The following is a 14,732-nucleotide window of genomic DNA, read 5'->3' as shown; positions in this document are numbered from 1 at the left end:
TGGAAACGTACCTGCGTCTGTTTGCTTGGTCGCTGGCCATTCTACTGCGCGTGAGCAAGCGGTTCGGCAGCGGGACTCTAGGAGACAAGCACAGGGTGGCCTGGTGGTGGCCTACTGTGCAGCGCCGTACGCATCGCGCACATGCTGCGCAGCGGCGACACGGTTGAGCGCGGGCGGCAGCATGCCCGTGTGGCCGGCTTCTTCGGGGTGAAGGCCCGCCAGGCGTTGCCGCCGCGGCCTTCCCATCCGGGGAGGGTCATCATCTTCCACGCCCCGGCTATCTGCCGGGCTGGTCCGACACCGGAGCCGATGTTCTGGACCACGTTCTCGATCGCGGCGGGGTTACCGGGGATGAGTTCCTCGACGGTGGAGGCGCCGGTGAGGGTCATGCGTTCACCATCCGGGTGGCGGCTTGCGCCAGGAGTGTGTCCACTCGCTCCGTATCGGAGGCAGCGGCGGTGAGGATCTGTTCGCCCTGTATTGTCCCTTGCTGGCGGAGCCGGAGTTCGGCTGTGGATGCTTCCCGGAACTGGTTCAATGCCGCCGCGACCCCGGCGTGGCCGATGTCCCCGACGGTGAGTTGGTGGACGGGGTGGGTGGTGATGGCGTGCTCGATGATCCCGGTGTTACTCGCGCCGGCACGCAGTTGCCCAGGCGACACCCGCAGCGTGCTCACTGTGTATCTCCTTCACCCAGGTCGGTGGTCTCACCGAACGGGATATGAACCTTCCCGTCCGGGGACATGTCGAGGTTGACCAGAAGCGGCCGCCCGTCCGCGGCGTATGCGGGCGCGTCTGTCCGTTCGGCTAGGTCCACCGTCACCTCGCGCTCGGAGCCGGGGTCGATCGCCAGATAGCGAGCACGCACCGGCAACTGGAAGAACTGCTCTCCGGTCAGGCACACCCAGTCGTACCCGTCCGCACCGCTTGCGGGCCCGAGGACGGCGGAGTTCATCATGAACTCCGCCAACCCCACCTCGGTCGAGAACACTGGCGTCACGAACCGACCGGAGACGCCGAACACGGGAACGCCGTAGCAGTCCGGCCGGAACAAGTACATCTCGCACCGGTCGAACAACTGCCACAATTTCCCCGGGTCGGCCAGGCCGCGCGTCCAGAGTTGCCCGAACTCGATCAGGAGTTCGGTGGCCGGGTCGCTGCTGGTGGTGTCGGCCGGTGACGCTTCGAGAAGCGACATCCTGGAGTGGGTCAGTTGATCTTGGAGGCGATCTGCGAGTCGAGGTCGCGCATCGCGTTTGCCGTGCCGGTGAGGAACTGCTGGATTTCGTTGAGCTGGGCGATGAGGGTGTTCGCGCTGGTGGTGTACTTCGTGTACGCGTCGTTGAACTTGCCCGACGCCTGGTCGGTGACGAAGCCGGAGGTCACGAGGTTCTGGATCTGGGACTGCATTCTCTGCAGCTTGGTGGTGATCTCCTCACGGCCGGAACTGAGCTGGGAGGCGGAGGTTTCGATTTCTGCGTAGCTGACCTTGATGTTCGACATGGTGACGCCTTTCATGCGTGCGATATGCGCACGTTCCCCTGCGCGCGGCCAGCCTCGGGATTCCCGCTGACGGGGTGGATCGACAGGTCTTGTTCTAGATGATGAATTTTTGCGGGCAAAATTCTATGTTTCACATTCACGGCGGGACGGTCGGTTAGGAGGGCCAGTGAAACTCCCGGTTTCGGTGATGAAGTACACCGATGACGTGCATAAGCGCCTCCGGGATGTGACGGTGACCTTCGACGCCACAACGACGGTTGGCGATGTGGCGCGGGTGTTGGTGCGGGGCGGTGCAGGGCATCCTCAGCTGATGCAGTTCGCTGTGCAACGGCACGCTCCCTTGACTCTGCGGGTGGCTTATCCGGACGGGAAGACGTTGATCCTCGACACGGGCGATGCCGCCGCCTCGGCCGGGCTGATGGCCGGTGTGGAGATCGAGCCGGTGCTGGAGACGTCTCCCGGTGTCGGCGAACGGGCAAGGACACCGATCGCCACCGTCACGGTACTCGACGGGCCGCAGCAGGGAGTCCAGTTCCTCGCCGTCAACACCGAGACCACGGTGGGGCGGGATCGGGGAACCGGATCGAACTCCACAACTCGGGGGTGTCGCGTCGCCATGCGGTGCTGCGCCGGGTCGGGAACGCGGTCGAGATCGAGGATCTCGGCTCCGCGAACGGCACCGCTCTCCTCGCTGCGGACGGGACCGAGCACACGCACCACACGATCCGCGCCACCAGCGGGACGGTGGTCGCTTTCAGGCCGGTGAAGGCACGAATCGATGTCGGTCCACCGCCACAGCCCGAACCCGTGCTTGCCGGTGCCGTGCAGTATCTGCAGTCTCCCCGCGTCGACCCGGTGTTCGCACCCGACCCGGTGGAGTTGCCTGCCCCGCCAGATCCGGCCGAGCCCACCCGGTTCTCCCTGATCGCGATGGTGGCCCCGTTGTTGATGGGGGCGGTTTTGTACTTGACCACGAAGTCAGTTCTGAGCCTGATCTTCGTTGGCCCATCGCCGCTGATCATGATCGGGTCGTGGCTCGACAACCGGCTCACCAAGCGGAAGTCCACCCAGGTGAAACTCCGTGAGTTCGAGGAGGGTTTGGCCGCCGCTGAGCGGGAGCTGGAAACGAATCTCACCGAGGAGCAGGCGGCACGGGAGGAGGAAACCCCCTCTGCCGCCGCGCTGACCACGCTTCCCACTTCACGGGATCTGCGGCTCTGGTCGCGTCGGCCGGAACACCGGGCGTTCCTGGAACTCCGGCTGGGGACAGCCACGTTTCAGAGCCGCAAAGCCGTGCAGTTGCCGCCACGTGGGAAAGTCCCCGCGGAGCAGTGGGAACGGCTGACCGGGCTTCATGAGCGCTTCGCCCGCATCCCCGGTGTCCCGTTATTGGAGCGTTTGGACCGAAGCGGTTCGCTCGGCATCGCCGGGGAGCGGTTCTCGGCGGCTTCGGCAACCCGCGCTGTTCTGGTCCAGCTTCTGGCACTGCACTCCCCAGCCGATCTTGTCTTCACCGCGTTCGCCCGGCCGGCGCAGGCGGAGGAGGACTGGGCATGGCTGAAGTGGTTGCCGCACGTCGACTCGGCTTACAGCCCGATCGACGCGCCGCATCTCGCGGATGACGAACGCAGTGCCAGCATCCTGCTCACTGCGCTGGAAGGGCTCATCGCTCAGCGCGGAGCCGGATCGAACGCTGGTTCGGTGCGGTCGCGGATGGACGGCGACGCTGCGCAAGCGGAAGAGCGTCTCGCGCCCGCGGACGCCCGCCCACACGTTCCCGCTGTAATCGTCCTCGTCGTGACCGACACGATTGCCGACCGCACCCGGATCGTGGGTCTGGTCGAGGACGGTGCGGATGTCGGCGTTCACGTGATTTGGGTCGCCCCTGCACTCGGTGGCATCCCGGCGGCCTGCCGAACAGTGATCGAAGCGCACCCCGATAGTTGGCGGGTCCACCTCGTCCGGCAGGGGGTGCTCGTTCCGCTCACGTCGATGAACGATCTCGGCTTGCCCGCGGCGGCCACCTTTGCCCGGGAACTCGCGCCGATCGTGGATGCGGGTGCTCGTGTGCTGGATGAGAGCGACCTGCCCCGCAGTGTCGGTCTTGCCCAGTTGGTGCCTGGTGACATCCTGGGCTCCAGCGACACCATCCTGAAAAGCTGGCGTGACACCGGTAGCCTCGTCTCCGAATGGGCGACCGGGGCAGAACGGGAAGCGGTTCGGCTGGCCGCGGTCGTTGGCCAGGGCTCCGCTGGCCCGGTTCGGATCGACCTCGGCACGCATGGGCCGCACGCTCTCGTGGGTGGGACCACCGGGTCGGGGAAGTCCGAGTTCTTGCAGACGTGGATTCTCTCGCTCGCGGCGAATATCTCCCCGGACCGGCTCACCTTCTTGCTGGTCGACTACAAGGGTGGTGCCGCGTTCGCGGACTGCGTGAACCTGCCGCACACGGTCGGGCTGGTCACCGACCTGAACACCCACCTGGTGCGCCGGGCGCTGACCTCGCTCCGGGCGGAGCTGCGCTATCGGGAGGAGCTGCTGGCGGAGAAGGGTGCGAAGGATCTGGTCGCGCTGGAACGCCGTAGCGACCCGGACACGCCTCCGGCGTTGGTGATCGTGATCGACGAGTTCGCGGCTTTGGTGAACGAGATCCCCGAGTTCGTGGACGGGGTAATCGATGTGGCCCAGCGTGGCCGTTCTCTCGGGCTGCACCTGGTGATGGCGACCCAGCGTCCTGCCGGGGTGATCAAGGACAATCTGCGCGCGAACACGAATCTGCGGATCGCGCTCAGGATGGCGGATGCCGTCGACAGCAGCGACGTGATCGGGGTTCCTGATGCTGCCCACTTCCCCCCGGAGGTTCCTGGGCGCGCCGCGATCAAGGTCGGTGCCGGGCAGCTGACCCACCTGCAGACCGGGTACCTCGGCGGACGTTCTGACAGCGAGCACCGGGAGTCCGTGGAAGTCCGCGATCTCGGCTTCGGCGAGAACGCCCCGTGGGCTATCCAGCCCGAACTCCAGCGTGCCCCACACGGCGGAAGGGTCCGCGGGACATCGAGGTCCTCGCCGGAAACATCCGCCGTGCTGTCGCCGACGCAGGCACGGCGGCCCCGCGGAAACCGTGGGTGGACCAGTTGCCCGAGGTCCTCCCGCTCGGCTCCGCCCTGCTCGCCAAGCCTGGTTCGCCCGCGAGCGGGATCGTGGTGGGCCTGGTCGATGAGCCGCACCTGCAGCGGCAGTCCCTTTACGCGATCCCGCTCTCCGAGGTCGGGAATGTCGTGATCTACGGCGCAGCTGGCACCGGCAAGACCACGACGCTGATCACCTTCGCGACCTCGGTTATCGCTGCCGACCCGCACACGCAGGTGTACGGCATCGACAGCGCCGGCGGACGCCTCGGCACACTGGCAGCCCTCCCGAACACTGGCGACATCGTCCCCGGCGACGAACGAGACCGCATCGTGCGCCTCCTCGGGCTGGTGAAGGGACTCATCGCCGAACGGTCGGCGGCGCGCGTCACGACGCCGCCCGTCCTCCTCCTCGTGGACGGTCTTGCCGCGTTCCGCGACGCCTACGAACACCGCGGCGGCGGCAGCGACCCATTCGCTGATCTCGTGGAGATCGCCGGCAACGGACGCAATGTCGGCATGCACCTTCTCCTGAGCGCGGAACGCACGGGCGCCCTGCCCGCCGCCCTCGCCTCCAGCATCCCCGAACGCCTCACCCTACGGCTAACCGCCGAAGCCGACTACCAGAACCTCGGCATCCCCGCCGACGCCCTCAAAAGACGCCGGCCCCGGCCGGGCACTGCGCATTAGCGGCGACGAGGAACTCCAACTCGCCCTACCCGGCAGCGGTGCCGAACCCGCCGACACCGACACAGCACTCCAACAACTCGCCACCGCCCAGCGCGCGCGGGCCATCCCCACACCTGCCGCCGTCCCGGCCATCCCCGAAGCTCTCGCCAGGACTGCCCTCGCCCGAACCCCAGCCGTGCCCGCACCGTTCGGAATCGACACCATCCATCTCGCGCCGGTGACCGCGCCGGAACACGGGTTCCTCCTCGTGACCGGCCCCGCAGGGTCCGGTCGCAGCACCGCGATCCTCTCCCTCCTCGAAGCCCTCCAAGAGCAGGGAGCAGGCGCACCGATTGACGCCGTCCTGATCGCACCCCGTCGCTCCACCCTGCGCGACCTCCCGCTCTGGAGCGAGGTCGCCGACACCGCCGACACCCGAGAAGCCACCATCAACCGGCTCACCCGGGCACTCGGCGGAACCACCCCCACGCAGGCGATGGCGCTCCCACTGCTGCCCCTCATCGGCACCACCCCGACACCCGAACCAGACACCGCCGCCACCCCCGCCCCGGAACCGGCCAGCTTCCCCGCCTTAGGGAAACGCGGCATCGTCGTGGTCGAAGACATCGGCGGGTTCGATGGCTCCGGCAACGAACAAGCTCTCGCCGCCCTCCTCAAACTCCTCCGCCGCAGCGACCACACCAGCATCATCGAAGGTGAGAGCGCCACCCTCGGCACAGTCTGGGAACTTGCCAGCCCGCTGCGCGGAGCACGCTGGGCACTCGCCCTACAACCGGACGCGAACGACACCCCCAGCCTCTTCACCACCCCGTTCACCCACACCAAACGCGCCGACTACCCGCCCGGCCGCGGCTTCCTCATCGAGAACGGACGCCTTACCGGCATCCACATCGCCCAACCCGAGAACAACTGACCCCCGCACCTAACGGCTCAGGCCAACATCGCGCCGATGCGGTGCAGGACGCCCCACATCGGCGTTATCGGTCGTTGACGCGATGGCCCCAAGCGCATGCGCGTACGCGGCGCGCGCCCTGGTGTACTCCTGCACCTGCTCAGACCCCTCCTCCGGGGCCGACCCCAGCGGGTCATCGGCTGTGATACCGTGCTTGGCCCGGTAGACCGCGACAACCTGGAGTGCCGCCAGCATCGTCCGGGCAGCATCCGGTTCGGCGGGGAGGCGGCCGCCTGCGGGCAGCCAGGCTGCCCGCTCGGCGTGCGCGTTGCGGAGGTCAGCGTGCGCGGCCTCCTGAATGAGTCGGGCGCGCTCAGCCAACGCCTCCCCGTACTCGGCGTCGGCGGTGGGGGCAGCCGGGGTGATCCCGGCGACCAGACGCGCCCGGCCACGTCCGAACCGTCCGCTCTTGACCGCGCGGATCATGCCCCGCTGCAGCGTCCGGGCAGGCTGCTCCGTCCCGGCGGACAGCCCCCGGGCAAGCGCAACCACGAGGCCATCCGTGTCGTAGCCGGCCCCGTGCAGGATCCGCAGGGTGCGGGTCAGGTCTTCCAAGTCCCGGGGGTCGCGCACGGCGCGGTCGAGATCGTAGGCGATCAGCACGTCTCCACCGTCGTTGGCCAACAATTGGAGCATCGCCCTAAACTTCGGGCGGATCACCCGGCGGACTTTCTCACCCGAGGGCAACACGATGGTGCGTTGCTTGAAGGCGGAGGTGTCGTTCTCGCGGAACACCGCCACCACCTCCAGGTCCTCCGTGGCGGCTACCGCCCGGCAGTCCTCTTCCTGCCGGTCCACACCCCGCTCCAAGCCGTGCGGGTCATCGCTGATCCGTACGTAGAGCACCGCCCGGCGCCGGGCCCGCTTCGCTTCGGTCATCGTTCGCACCTTCCGTCTCAAAGACGTAGGTACGTTTGCCGTCCAGCGACCTGCCGGCTGCGGGGACCCCGCGAGGGGGCTGTGCGATCGGGGTCCGCAGCGGGCGCGGCGCACCCGCTTGACACCACGATCACTCCGTATGTACTATTCCATTCGGAATAATCATCCATGCAATACTCGTCCCCGTACGCCGCCGACCCCCCAGGACCCATGCCCCGCATCCCTGCGCTCACCCCCCTCGCCGTCGCCGCGCTCGCGTTGCTCGCCGAGGGGCCGACGCACTCCTACGAGATGTACCAGACGCTCGTGCAGCGCTCGGAGGACAGGCTCGTCAAGGTGCGGCCGGGGTCGCTCTATCACACGGTCGACCGCCTTTCCCGGCAGGGGATGGTGCGGGCCACCGGCACCGAGCGCGAGGGCAACCGGCCCGAGCGCACCACCTACGAGATCACCGAGCAGGGCGCCCTCGCTCTCGGAGAACGGGTCGCCGAGATCATCGGCACACCCGTCAACGAGTTCCCCGAGTTCCCGCTCGGCCTCGGGCAGGCGCACAATCTGCCTCTTGACACCGTCATCGCCCTGTTGCGGAAGCGCGTCGGCCTGCTCCGCGCCGACATCGCCGTGCTGGACAAGGCGATCGACACTGTCCGGGCGAAGGGGCTGCCTGTCAAGTACTGGATGGATGTGCGCTATCTGCGCACGATGGCGGAAGCCGATGTGGCTGCCCTCGATGCCCTGATCGACGACCTCGTCTCGGGAGAGCTTCCCTGGGACGAAGAGAAGCACCACCCCTGAACCTCCCGAACACAACAGAAAGACTTCTCATGGAACGCGAACGGAAGCCCTGGCCCGCCCTCTGGGCGCTGGTCATCGGGTTCTTCATGATCCTCATCGACACCACCATCGTCTCCGTGGCGAACCCGTCGATCATGAAGGGGCTGAACCTCGGCGCCAACTACAATGCGGTCATCTGGGTGACGAGCGCCTACCTGCTCGCCTACGCCGTGCCGCTCCTCATCACCGGCCGTCTCGGCGACCGTTTCGGCCCGAAGAACATCTACCTGATCGGCCTCGTGGTCTTCACGCTCGCCTCCGCCTGGTGCGGGTTCTCCGGAGACATGCCCGGCGGCGGCATCGGGATGCTGATCACCGCCCGCGTCGTCCAGGGGCTCGGCGCGGCGCTGATGACGCCGCAGACGATGGCCGTCATCACCCGCATCTTCCTGCCCGACCGCCGTGGGGCGGCGATGGGCCTGTGGGGCGCGGTCGCCGGCGTGGCGACGCTCGTCGGCCCGCTGCTCGGCGGCGTCCTGGTCGACTCCCTCGGCTGGGAGTGGATCTTCTTCATCAACGTCCCGGTCGGCTTCGTCGCGTTCGTCCTCGCGGTGCGGCTAGTCCCGGAGCTGCCGACGCACTCGCACCGGTTCGACATCCTGGGCGTGGTCCTCTCCGCGGTCGGCATGTTCCTGCTGGTCTTCGGCATACAGGAGGGCGGCACCTACGATTGGGGCGTCATCGGGGGCCCGGTCAGCGTGTGGGGCCTGATCGTCGCCGGCATCGTCGTCCTGATCGGATTCGTCATCTGGCAAGCCCTGAACAAAAAGGAGCCGCTGCTACCGCTCACCCTGTTCAAGGACCGCAACTTCTCGCTCTCCAACGGCGCGATCACGGCCGTCGGCTTCGCCGTGACCTGCATGGCGCTGCCGCTGGTGTTCTACTTCCAGACCGTCCGCGGCCTCACCCCGACCCAGTCTGCCCTGATGCTGGCGCCGACCGCCGTGTTCTCCGGTGTACTCGCGCCCGTGGTGGGACGCCTGATCGACAAAGTGAACCCCGTGTTCATCGCGGCCCCCGGCCTGGTGCTGTTCGGGCTCGCGCTGTTCCTCTATTCGCAGATGCTGAGCCCGGATGCGAACATCGGGCTGCTCCTCATCCCGGGCGCCCTCCTCGGGATCGCGATGTCCGGCGTGTGGGGACCGATCTCGGCGACCACCACCCGGAATCTCCCGCTGAGCCAGGCCGGAGCCGGTTCCGGCGTCTTCAACACCACCCGCCAGGTCGGCGCGGTGCTCGGCAGCGCCTCCATCGCCGCCCTCATCTCCGGCCGCCTCTCGGTCGACCTGCCGAAGCTGCCCGGCGGCGCGAGCGGGAACGGGGCGACGACCGGGACGGAACTGCCGGCCTTCCTGCACGCCGGGTTCACGCAGGCGATGTCGGAGTCGCTGCTGCTGCCCGCGGCTGTCGCCGTCCTCGGCGCGCTGTTCGTGATCTGGTGGGAGAAGCCGCGCCAGACGGCCGCTGAGCGTCCCGCTTCGGGGGAGGCCCCCTCGCGAGGGTGGACTGACTCCCGTGGCCTGGACTGAGAGATCGGTTTCGATCCTCGGGGGTCAGCCGGATCAGGCGACCACGCGCACCGCGTTCGCCCACGGATCGCTGGCCTCGGGCAGGTCCGTCAGGCCCCGGTCAACCGCTCCACGAGCGCGCGGTAGCGCCCGGCCGTCCGCTCCACGATCTCCGCGGGCAGCGCCGGGGGCGTTCCCGTCCTGTCCCAGTTCGCCGCCAGCCAGTCGCGGACGATCTGCTTGTCGAAGCTCGCCATCCGCTCCTTCGGCGTGTACACGTCGCTGGTCGCCGCCGCATCCCAGTACCGGCTGGAGTCGCTTGTCAGCACCTCGTCGGCGAGCGTGATCTCGCCCGTCTCGCGTTCGGCCCCGAACTCGAACTTCGTGTCGGCGATGATCACGCCCCGCTTCTCTGCGATCGCCGCGCCGCGCCCGTAGACGGCAAGCGACAGCTCCCGCAGCGTCCCAGCCGTCTCAGCGCCCACCAATTCGATGGTGCGCTCGTAGCTGATGTTCTCGTCGTGCTCGCCCAGCGGCGCCTTCCAGGCCGGGGTGTAGATCGGCTCCGGCAGCCGGTCGCCGTCGCTGAGCCCGGCCGGCAGCGGGAGGCCGCACACGCTCTGGCTCTCCTGGTACTCCTGCCATCCGCTTCCCGTCAAGTAGCCGCGGACCACGCACTCGATCGGGAACATGTCGAGCGGCTTCACCAGCATCGACCGCCCGGAGACCGCGGCGGGGATGCGTTCTCTGGCGCGTTCGCCCTCCAGGGTGTGATCCGGGATCAGGTGGTTGGGTGCGTCCAGCCGATCAAACCACCACAGGCTCAGCGCGGTCAGGAGCTCGCCCTTGCCGGGAATGCCCGGCTCGAGGACGTGGTCGAAGGCGCTGACGCGGTCGCTCGCGACCACGAGCACGGTGTCGGTTTCGGTCAGACCTTCGGCGGTCTCCGGTACGAAAAGGTCCCGCACCTTCCCCGAATACACATGCTTCCACCCCGGCATTTCCGTCACCCCCTCATCCTAGGCTCCCGCTTCAGCCGGCGTTTCCTCGGCTTCTTCCGCCGAACCGCCGGAGAATCCGGAAGAAGCGAGGAATGGGTGGCTGGTCAGGCGCGGGCGGCGATGTCAGTGCGGTACTGGGAGCCGTCGAGGCGGATGCGGGAGAGGGCGTCGTAGGCGCGCGTGCGGGCGTCGGCGAACGTCGCGCCGCGCGCGACGACCGAGAGGACGCGGCCACCGGTCGCCAGGAGGGCGCCGGTCGTCTCGTCGCGGGCGGTGGAGGCGTGGGCGATGGTCACCTCCGGGACGGAGGCGGCTTCGTCCAGTCCGGCGATCGGCCGGCCGGTGCGCGGGGACTCCGGGTAGTCCTCGCTCGCCAGCACGACGGTCACGGTGGTGCCGGGCGCGAACTCGGGACGCGGCATCCCGGACAGCGTGCCGGTCGCGGCGGCGAAGAGCAGGGTCGAGAGCGGGGTCACCAGCCGGGGGAGGACGACCTGCGTCTCGGGGTCGCCGAAGCGCGCGTTGAACTCGATGACCCGGATGCCCTTCGCGGTGACGATGAGACCGCAGTAGAGCAGTCCGATGAACGGTGTCTGTTCGGCCGCGAGCTGGCGCACGGTGGGCATGGCGACGGTGTCGATCACCTCGTCCACGAAGGTCTCCGGGAGCCAGGTCAGCGGTGAGTAGGCGCCCATCCCGCCGGTGTTGGGGCCAGCGTCGCCGTCGAGGAGGCGTTTGTAGTCCTGCGCCGGGCTGAGCGGGAGCACGGTGTGGCCGTCGCTCACGAGGAAGAGGGAGACCTCTTCCCCGTCGAGGAACTCCTCGACGAGGACGCTGCCGTGCGTGAGGTAGCGGGCCGCGTGGGCGAGCGCCGCCGCCCGATCCTCCGTGACGATGACGCCCTTGCCGGCCGCTAGCCCGTCGGCTTTGACGACGTAGGGCGCGCCGAACTCGTCCAGGGCGCTTCCGGCCTCGGCCAGGGTGGCCGCGCGCACGGCCCGGCCGGTGGGGACGCCCGCCTCGTCCATGATCCGCTTTGCGAACGTCTTGGAGCCCTCGAGCTGAGCGGCAGCCCGCCCCGGGCCGAAGACCGGGATGCCGCGCCTGCGCAGCGGGTCGGCCACGCCCGCGACCAGCGGAGCCTCGGGGCCGATGACCACGAGCTCGAAGCCGTTCTCGATCGCGAACGCGGTGACGGCCGCGCCGTTCAGTGTGTCCAGACCCGGCTCGACCGCTACGTCGGCGGCGATGCCCGCGTTGCCGGGGGCGGCCACGATGTCGTGACCGGCCCGCTCCGCGAGGAGAGCGGTGATGATGGCGTGCTCGCGGGCACCGGAACCGAGGACCAGAATCTTCACGCCCCCATGCTAGAGGTCACCGGCTCGGCGCTGCGCGGGCGATGCGAGGATGGGCGTATGGCCAGAGCGAAGATCCCCGAGGAACAGGGCAGCCCGGCGGTGCGCGCGGCGCTCGCCGGTGGCGCCGACCGGAACACCACCGCGACGGCGGTCCGCTACCTCCTTCAGCTGCTCGCCGAGCGGGCGCCGGGCGCGACCGTGGAAGTGCGCGTGCCACCGTTCGGAGCCGTGCAGTGCGTCCCGGGGCCGCGCCACACGCGCGGCATTCCGCCGAACGTGATCGAGACGGACGCGGCGACCTGGCTGGCGCTCGCCTCCGGCGGTCTCGGCTGGGAGGCCGCTCTCGCCTCCGGCGCGGTCCACGCCTCCGGCCAGCGCGCCGCCCTCGATGGGCTGCTGCCGCTGCGCTTCTGACCCGGGCGATCGCACAGCCGCGGTGCGAGAGAATGGAGGCATGAGTGTGAACCCGGAGGAGTCCGCCGTGTCTGGAGCCCAGCCTGAACCGGACGCGCAGGCCGTCGCCGCAGCTGCCCCGGAGGAGTCGCCCGGGTCGCCGGAACCGTCCCCCGAGGAACGCGTCACGGTCACCGAGGACGCGGTTCGTGTTCAGCGCTCGCCGCGGTATTTCCGCTTCATGCTGACCGGGGCCGTCGTGTTCGCCATCGTCGCCCTCATCCTGACGTTCTCCTTCCCGGAGAATCCGGTCTACGACCGCGGCGCTGTCTTCGGCTTCCTGCTGACCGTCGGCGTCGCGCTCGGCGTCGCGCTCGGCGCGCTCGCCGCACTGGCCGCCGCCCGCGCGGCCGCCCGCAGGGCCCGCACCGTGCGGGCGGATAGAATCGACGTGTACGTCGGTGACGACGGCTGAAACGACGGAAAGGGGTCCGCTGTGGCCGGAGGAGACGGTCGTCTCAGCCATGATCTGCTGCCCGGCGAGAAGGGGCCGCAGGATGCTTGCGGTGTCTTCGGTGTGTGGGCCCCCGGCGAGGAGGTCGCTAAGCTCAGCTACTTCGGCCTCTATGCCCTGCAGCACCGCGGCCAGGAGTCGGCGGGCATCGCGACGAGCGACGACGAGAAGATCCTCATCTACAAGGACATGGGCCTGGTCTCCCAGGTCTTCAACGAGAACGCGCTCAACTCGCTGACCGGCCACATCGCCGTCGGCCACACACGATATTCGACCACCGGCGCCTCCAGCTGGCAGAACGCGCAGCCGACCCTCGGCTCCACCTCCGGCGGCACGGTCGCGCTCGGGCACAACGGCAACCTGACGAACACCGCCGAGCTGATGGAGCTGGTGCAGGAGCGCTACCCAGCGCACGACGGCGAGCTCTCCCGCGGCAACACGACCGACACGGCCGTCGTCACCGCCCTGCTCACCGGCGATCTCGACCACACGCTCGAAGAGACCGCGCTGGAAGTCCTGCCGCGTCTGCGCGGAGCGTTCTGTCTCGTCTTCATGGACGAGCACACGCTCTACGCCGCCCGCGATCCGCAGGGCGTCCGCCCGCTGGTGCTCGGCCGCCTGGAGCGCGGCTGGGTCGTCGCGTCGGAGACCGCGGCGCTCGACATCGTCGGCGCGAGCTTCGTGCGCGAGGTCGAGCCGGGCGAGTTCATCGCCATCGACGAGAACGGCCTGCGCAGCAGCCGCTTCGCCGCCGAGAAGCGCGCGGGATGCGTCTTCGAATACGTCTACCTCGCCCGCCCCGACACCACCATCGCCGGCCGCGGAGTCTACGAGGCGCGGGTCGAGATGGGCCGCCAGCTCGCGCGTGAGCACGAGGTGGCGGCCGATCTCGTCATCCCGACGCCCGAGTCCGGCACGCCCGCCGCGATCGGCTATGCGCAGGCCGCTGGCGTCCCGTTCGGTCAGGGTCTCGTGAAGAACTCGTACGTCGGCCGCACCTTCATCCAGCCGTCGCAGACCATCCGCCAGCGCGGCATCAAGCTGAAGCTGAACCCCCTGAAGGACGTCATCAAGGGCAAGCGTCTCGTCGTGGTGGACGATTCGATCGTCCGCGGCAACACGCAGCGTGCGCTGGTCTCGATGCTGCGCGAGGCCGGAGCGGCGGAGGTGCATGTGCGTATCTCCAGCCCGCCCATCACCTGGCCGTGCTTCTACGGAATCGACTTCGCCTCCCGCGCGGAGCTCATCGCCACCGGCCTCGGCGTCGAGGAAGTGCGCCAGTCTATCGGCGCCGACTCCCTCGGCTATCTCTCCGAGGACGGGATGATCGCCTCCACCGAGCAGCCCCGCGAGTGCCTCTGCACCGCGTGCTTTACCGGCGTCTACCCGATCGCGCTGCCCGCCGCCCAGCACCTCGGCAAGAACCTGCTGGAACGCCCGGCGGCGGAGGGCGCTGCCGCCACCGGCGACGGCTGCGAGCCCGGCCCGGATTCGGAGCATGAGCGCCTGCTGGCGTTCGGGGACCCGGGACGGCAGGAGTAAGGGGCTCAGGCTCCGATCCGGTCGCGCAGCCAGGCGAGCGCCGCCGCTGACGCCGCGGCCTGGAAGGGCAGCAGGGCGGAAATTCCCGGTGGTGCGGGGAGCAGCGACAAGCTTTCAAGGTTCGCTCTGAGCATTCTGCGTTGTGGTGGCACCGTCAGCTCGTTGCGTGGAGCTTTCGCCGATTCGTGTGCTCGACCGCTGCCGTCACAATTTTCACCGCAATAGCCCTGGTTCTCGGGGGAGCGCTGCCGCCTGGGCTCTGCTTCGGTGCCTTCCCGCTCGCCGACGATCCAAGACCCGGCCTTGCGCTTCTCGCAGCTCGACCCGGTCGACGTGATGAACGACCGCGGCGGCAACCGGTTCGACATTCCCGGCGCCGGCGTCCTTACGGGGCGACCACTCGGAGGGCCCATCCGGCCCCGATAGCATGG

17 protein-coding genes and 1 pseudogene are annotated in these 14,732 nt (G+C 68.8%); 9 read left to right on the top strand and 9 right to left on the bottom strand.

Annotated elements, in window-relative coordinates; translation table 11 throughout:
* Window positions 1-77: 77 nt before the first annotated feature.
* The 5 genes from LXX_RS11285 to LXX_RS14555 all read right to left on the bottom strand — a co-directional run bounded on the left by LXX_RS11285 (window position 78) and on the right by LXX_RS14555 (window position 2,003).
* On the bottom strand, window positions 78-389 hold the full coding sequence (locus LXX_RS11285; protein WP_041767871.1) for a hypothetical protein: 312 nt from the start codon (window positions 387-389) through the stop codon (window positions 78-80).
* Window positions 386-676 carry a hypothetical protein gene (locus tag LXX_RS11280; protein ID WP_041767870.1) on the bottom strand — a complete coding sequence of 97 codons (291 nt, stop codon included), beginning with the start codon at window positions 674-676 and terminating at the stop codon, window positions 386-388. Before LXX_RS11280 ends, LXX_RS11285 begins: the two co-directional genes overlap by 4 nt.
* The gene (locus LXX_RS11275) at window positions 673-1,197 is read right to left on the bottom strand and encodes a hypothetical protein (RefSeq protein ID WP_011186933.1); all 525 of its coding nucleotides are present in this window, start codon (window positions 1,195-1,197) and stop codon (window positions 673-675) included. Before LXX_RS11275 ends, LXX_RS11280 begins: the two co-directional genes overlap by 4 nt.
* An 11-nt stretch (window positions 1,198-1,208) precedes the next feature.
* Entirely contained in the window at window positions 1,209-1,502 is a 294-nt protein-coding gene (locus tag LXX_RS11270) for a WXG100 family type VII secretion target (RefSeq protein ID WP_041768570.1), read from the bottom strand.
* 357 nt (window positions 1,503-1,859) lie between these two features.
* Window positions 1,860-2,003: a hypothetical protein gene (locus LXX_RS14555; protein ID WP_155806826.1), complete on the bottom strand. Its 144-nt coding sequence runs from the start codon at window positions 2,001-2,003 to the stop codon at window positions 1,860-1,862.
* Between the two features lie 78 nt (window positions 2,004-2,081).
* On the opposite strand from LXX_RS14555, the pseudogene LXX_RS16955 reads away from it, so the two are divergent.
* The 4 genes and pseudogenes from LXX_RS16955 to LXX_RS12945 all read left to right on the top strand — a co-directional run.
* Window positions 2,082-2,246: pseudogene (locus LXX_RS16955) on the top strand (FHA domain-containing protein); the annotation flags it as partial.
* Between the two features lie 186 nt (window positions 2,247-2,432).
* Entirely contained in the window at window positions 2,433-4,784 is a 2,352-nt protein-coding gene (locus LXX_RS12955) for an FtsK/SpoIIIE domain-containing protein (RefSeq protein ID WP_370558481.1), read from the top strand.
* Window positions 4,781-5,320 (top strand): FtsK/SpoIIIE domain-containing protein, encoded by a 540-nt coding sequence (locus tag LXX_RS12950; RefSeq protein WP_068981867.1) that lies wholly within the window; start codon window positions 4,781-4,783, stop codon window positions 5,318-5,320. The genes LXX_RS12955 and LXX_RS12950 overlap by 4 nt, the downstream gene beginning before the upstream one ends.
* A 175-nt stretch (window positions 5,321-5,495) precedes the next feature.
* Window positions 5,496-6,233, top strand: coding sequence for a hypothetical protein (locus LXX_RS12945; protein WP_011186931.1), 738 nt, complete (start codon window positions 5,496-5,498; stop codon window positions 6,231-6,233).
* Between the two features lie 9 nt (window positions 6,234-6,242).
* Here the strand turns inward: LXX_RS12945 and LXX_RS11260 are convergent, their stop codons facing one another.
* Window positions 6,243-7,151, bottom strand: a complete 909-nt coding sequence (locus tag LXX_RS11260) for a recombinase family protein (protein WP_011186930.1) — start codon at window positions 7,149-7,151, stop codon at window positions 6,243-6,245.
* A gap of 210 nt (window positions 7,152-7,361) precedes the next feature.
* Here LXX_RS11260 and LXX_RS11255 point away from each other — a divergent pair, with 210 nt between their 5' ends.
* A complete protein-coding gene (locus LXX_RS11255; protein WP_011186929.1) occupies window positions 7,362-7,946 on the top strand; it encodes a PadR family transcriptional regulator in 585 nt (194 codons plus the stop codon).
* Window positions 7,947-7,975: 29 nt separating this feature from the next.
* The gene (locus LXX_RS11250; RefSeq protein ID WP_011186928.1) at window positions 7,976-9,514 is read left to right on the top strand and encodes a DHA2 family efflux MFS transporter permease subunit; all 1,539 of its coding nucleotides are present in this window, start codon (window positions 7,976-7,978) and stop codon (window positions 9,512-9,514) included.
* Window positions 9,515-9,603: 89 nt separating this feature from the next.
* On the opposite strand, the gene LXX_RS11245 is transcribed toward LXX_RS11250, so the two are convergent.
* Together LXX_RS11245 and purD are read right to left on the bottom strand one after the other, a co-directional pair.
* On the bottom strand, window positions 9,604-10,494 hold the full coding sequence (locus LXX_RS11245; RefSeq protein WP_050738009.1) for a phosphoribosylaminoimidazolesuccinocarboxamide synthase: 891 nt from the start codon (window positions 10,492-10,494) through the stop codon (window positions 9,604-9,606).
* A gap of 104 nt (window positions 10,495-10,598) precedes the next feature.
* On the bottom strand, window positions 10,599-11,852 hold the full coding sequence (gene purD / locus LXX_RS11240) for a phosphoribosylamine--glycine ligase (RefSeq protein ID WP_011186926.1): 1,254 nt from the start codon (window positions 11,850-11,852) through the stop codon (window positions 10,599-10,601).
* A gap of 57 nt (window positions 11,853-11,909) precedes the next feature.
* Between purD and LXX_RS11235 the strand changes: the two genes are divergently transcribed.
* From LXX_RS11235 to purF, 3 genes are read left to right on the top strand one after another with little or no spacing between them, the layout of a single operon-like run.
* Window positions 11,910-12,266 (top strand): sterol carrier family protein, encoded by a 357-nt coding sequence (locus LXX_RS11235; protein ID WP_011186925.1) that lies wholly within the window; start codon window positions 11,910-11,912, stop codon window positions 12,264-12,266.
* A gap of 40 nt (window positions 12,267-12,306) precedes the next feature.
* Complete coding sequence (locus LXX_RS11230; RefSeq protein WP_223227652.1) at window positions 12,307-12,720, top strand: hypothetical protein; 414 nt, start codon at window positions 12,307-12,309, stop codon at window positions 12,718-12,720.
* Window positions 12,721-12,741: 21 nt separating this feature from the next.
* Window positions 12,742-14,301 carry an amidophosphoribosyltransferase gene (gene purF / locus LXX_RS11225; RefSeq protein WP_011186923.1) on the top strand — a complete coding sequence of 520 codons (1,560 nt, stop codon included), beginning with the start codon at window positions 12,742-12,744 and terminating at the stop codon, window positions 14,299-14,301.
* Window positions 14,302-14,306: 5 nt separating this feature from the next.
* On the opposite strand, the gene LXX_RS14960 is transcribed toward purF, so the two are convergent.
* Window positions 14,307-14,669: a hypothetical protein gene (locus tag LXX_RS14960; protein ID WP_141692871.1), complete on the bottom strand. Its 363-nt coding sequence runs from the start codon at window positions 14,667-14,669 to the stop codon at window positions 14,307-14,309.
* Window positions 14,670-14,732: the final 63 nt, after the last annotated feature.

This window comes from Leifsonia xyli subsp. xyli str. CTCB07, assembly GCF_000007665.1.
GTDB lineage: Bacteria > Actinomycetota > Actinomycetes > Actinomycetales > Microbacteriaceae > Leifsonia > Leifsonia xyli_C.
Note: the sequence above shows the minus strand (reverse complement) of the source record. Positions and strands in the feature narration are given on the sequence as shown.

Coding starts and splice junctions, on each gene's coding strand:
- LXX_RS11285 (WP_041767871.1), bottom strand. CDS start 389: ATGACCCTCACCGGCGCCTCCACCGTCGAGGAACTCATCCCCGGTAAC.
- LXX_RS11275 (WP_011186933.1), bottom strand. CDS start 1,197: ATGTCGCTTCTCGAAGCGTCACCGGCCGACACCACCAGCAGCGACCCG.
- LXX_RS11270 (WP_041768570.1), bottom strand. CDS start 1,502: ATGTCGAACATCAAGGTCAGCTACGCAGAAATCGAAACCTCCGCCTCC.
- LXX_RS12955 (WP_370558481.1), top strand. CDS start 2,433: ATGGTGGCCCCGTTGTTGATGGGGGCGGTTTTGTACTTGACCACGAAG.
- LXX_RS11260 (WP_011186930.1), bottom strand. CDS start 7,151: ATGACCGAAGCGAAGCGGGCCCGGCGCCGGGCGGTGCTCTACGTACGG.
- LXX_RS11255 (WP_011186929.1), top strand. CDS start 7,362: ATGCCCCGCATCCCTGCGCTCACCCCCCTCGCCGTCGCCGCGCTCGCG.
- LXX_RS11250 (WP_011186928.1), top strand. CDS start 7,976: ATGGAACGCGAACGGAAGCCCTGGCCCGCCCTCTGGGCGCTGGTCATC.
- LXX_RS11245 (WP_050738009.1), bottom strand. CDS start 10,494: ATGCCGGGGTGGAAGCATGTGTATTCGGGGAAGGTGCGGGACCTTTTC.
- LXX_RS11235 (WP_011186925.1), top strand. CDS start 11,910: ATGGCCAGAGCGAAGATCCCCGAGGAACAGGGCAGCCCGGCGGTGCGC.
- LXX_RS11230 (WP_223227652.1), top strand. CDS start 12,307: ATGAGTGTGAACCCGGAGGAGTCCGCCGTGTCTGGAGCCCAGCCTGAA.
- LXX_RS14960 (WP_141692871.1), bottom strand. CDS start 14,669: ATGTCGAACCGGTTGCCGCCGCGGTCGTTCATCACGTCGACCGGGTCG.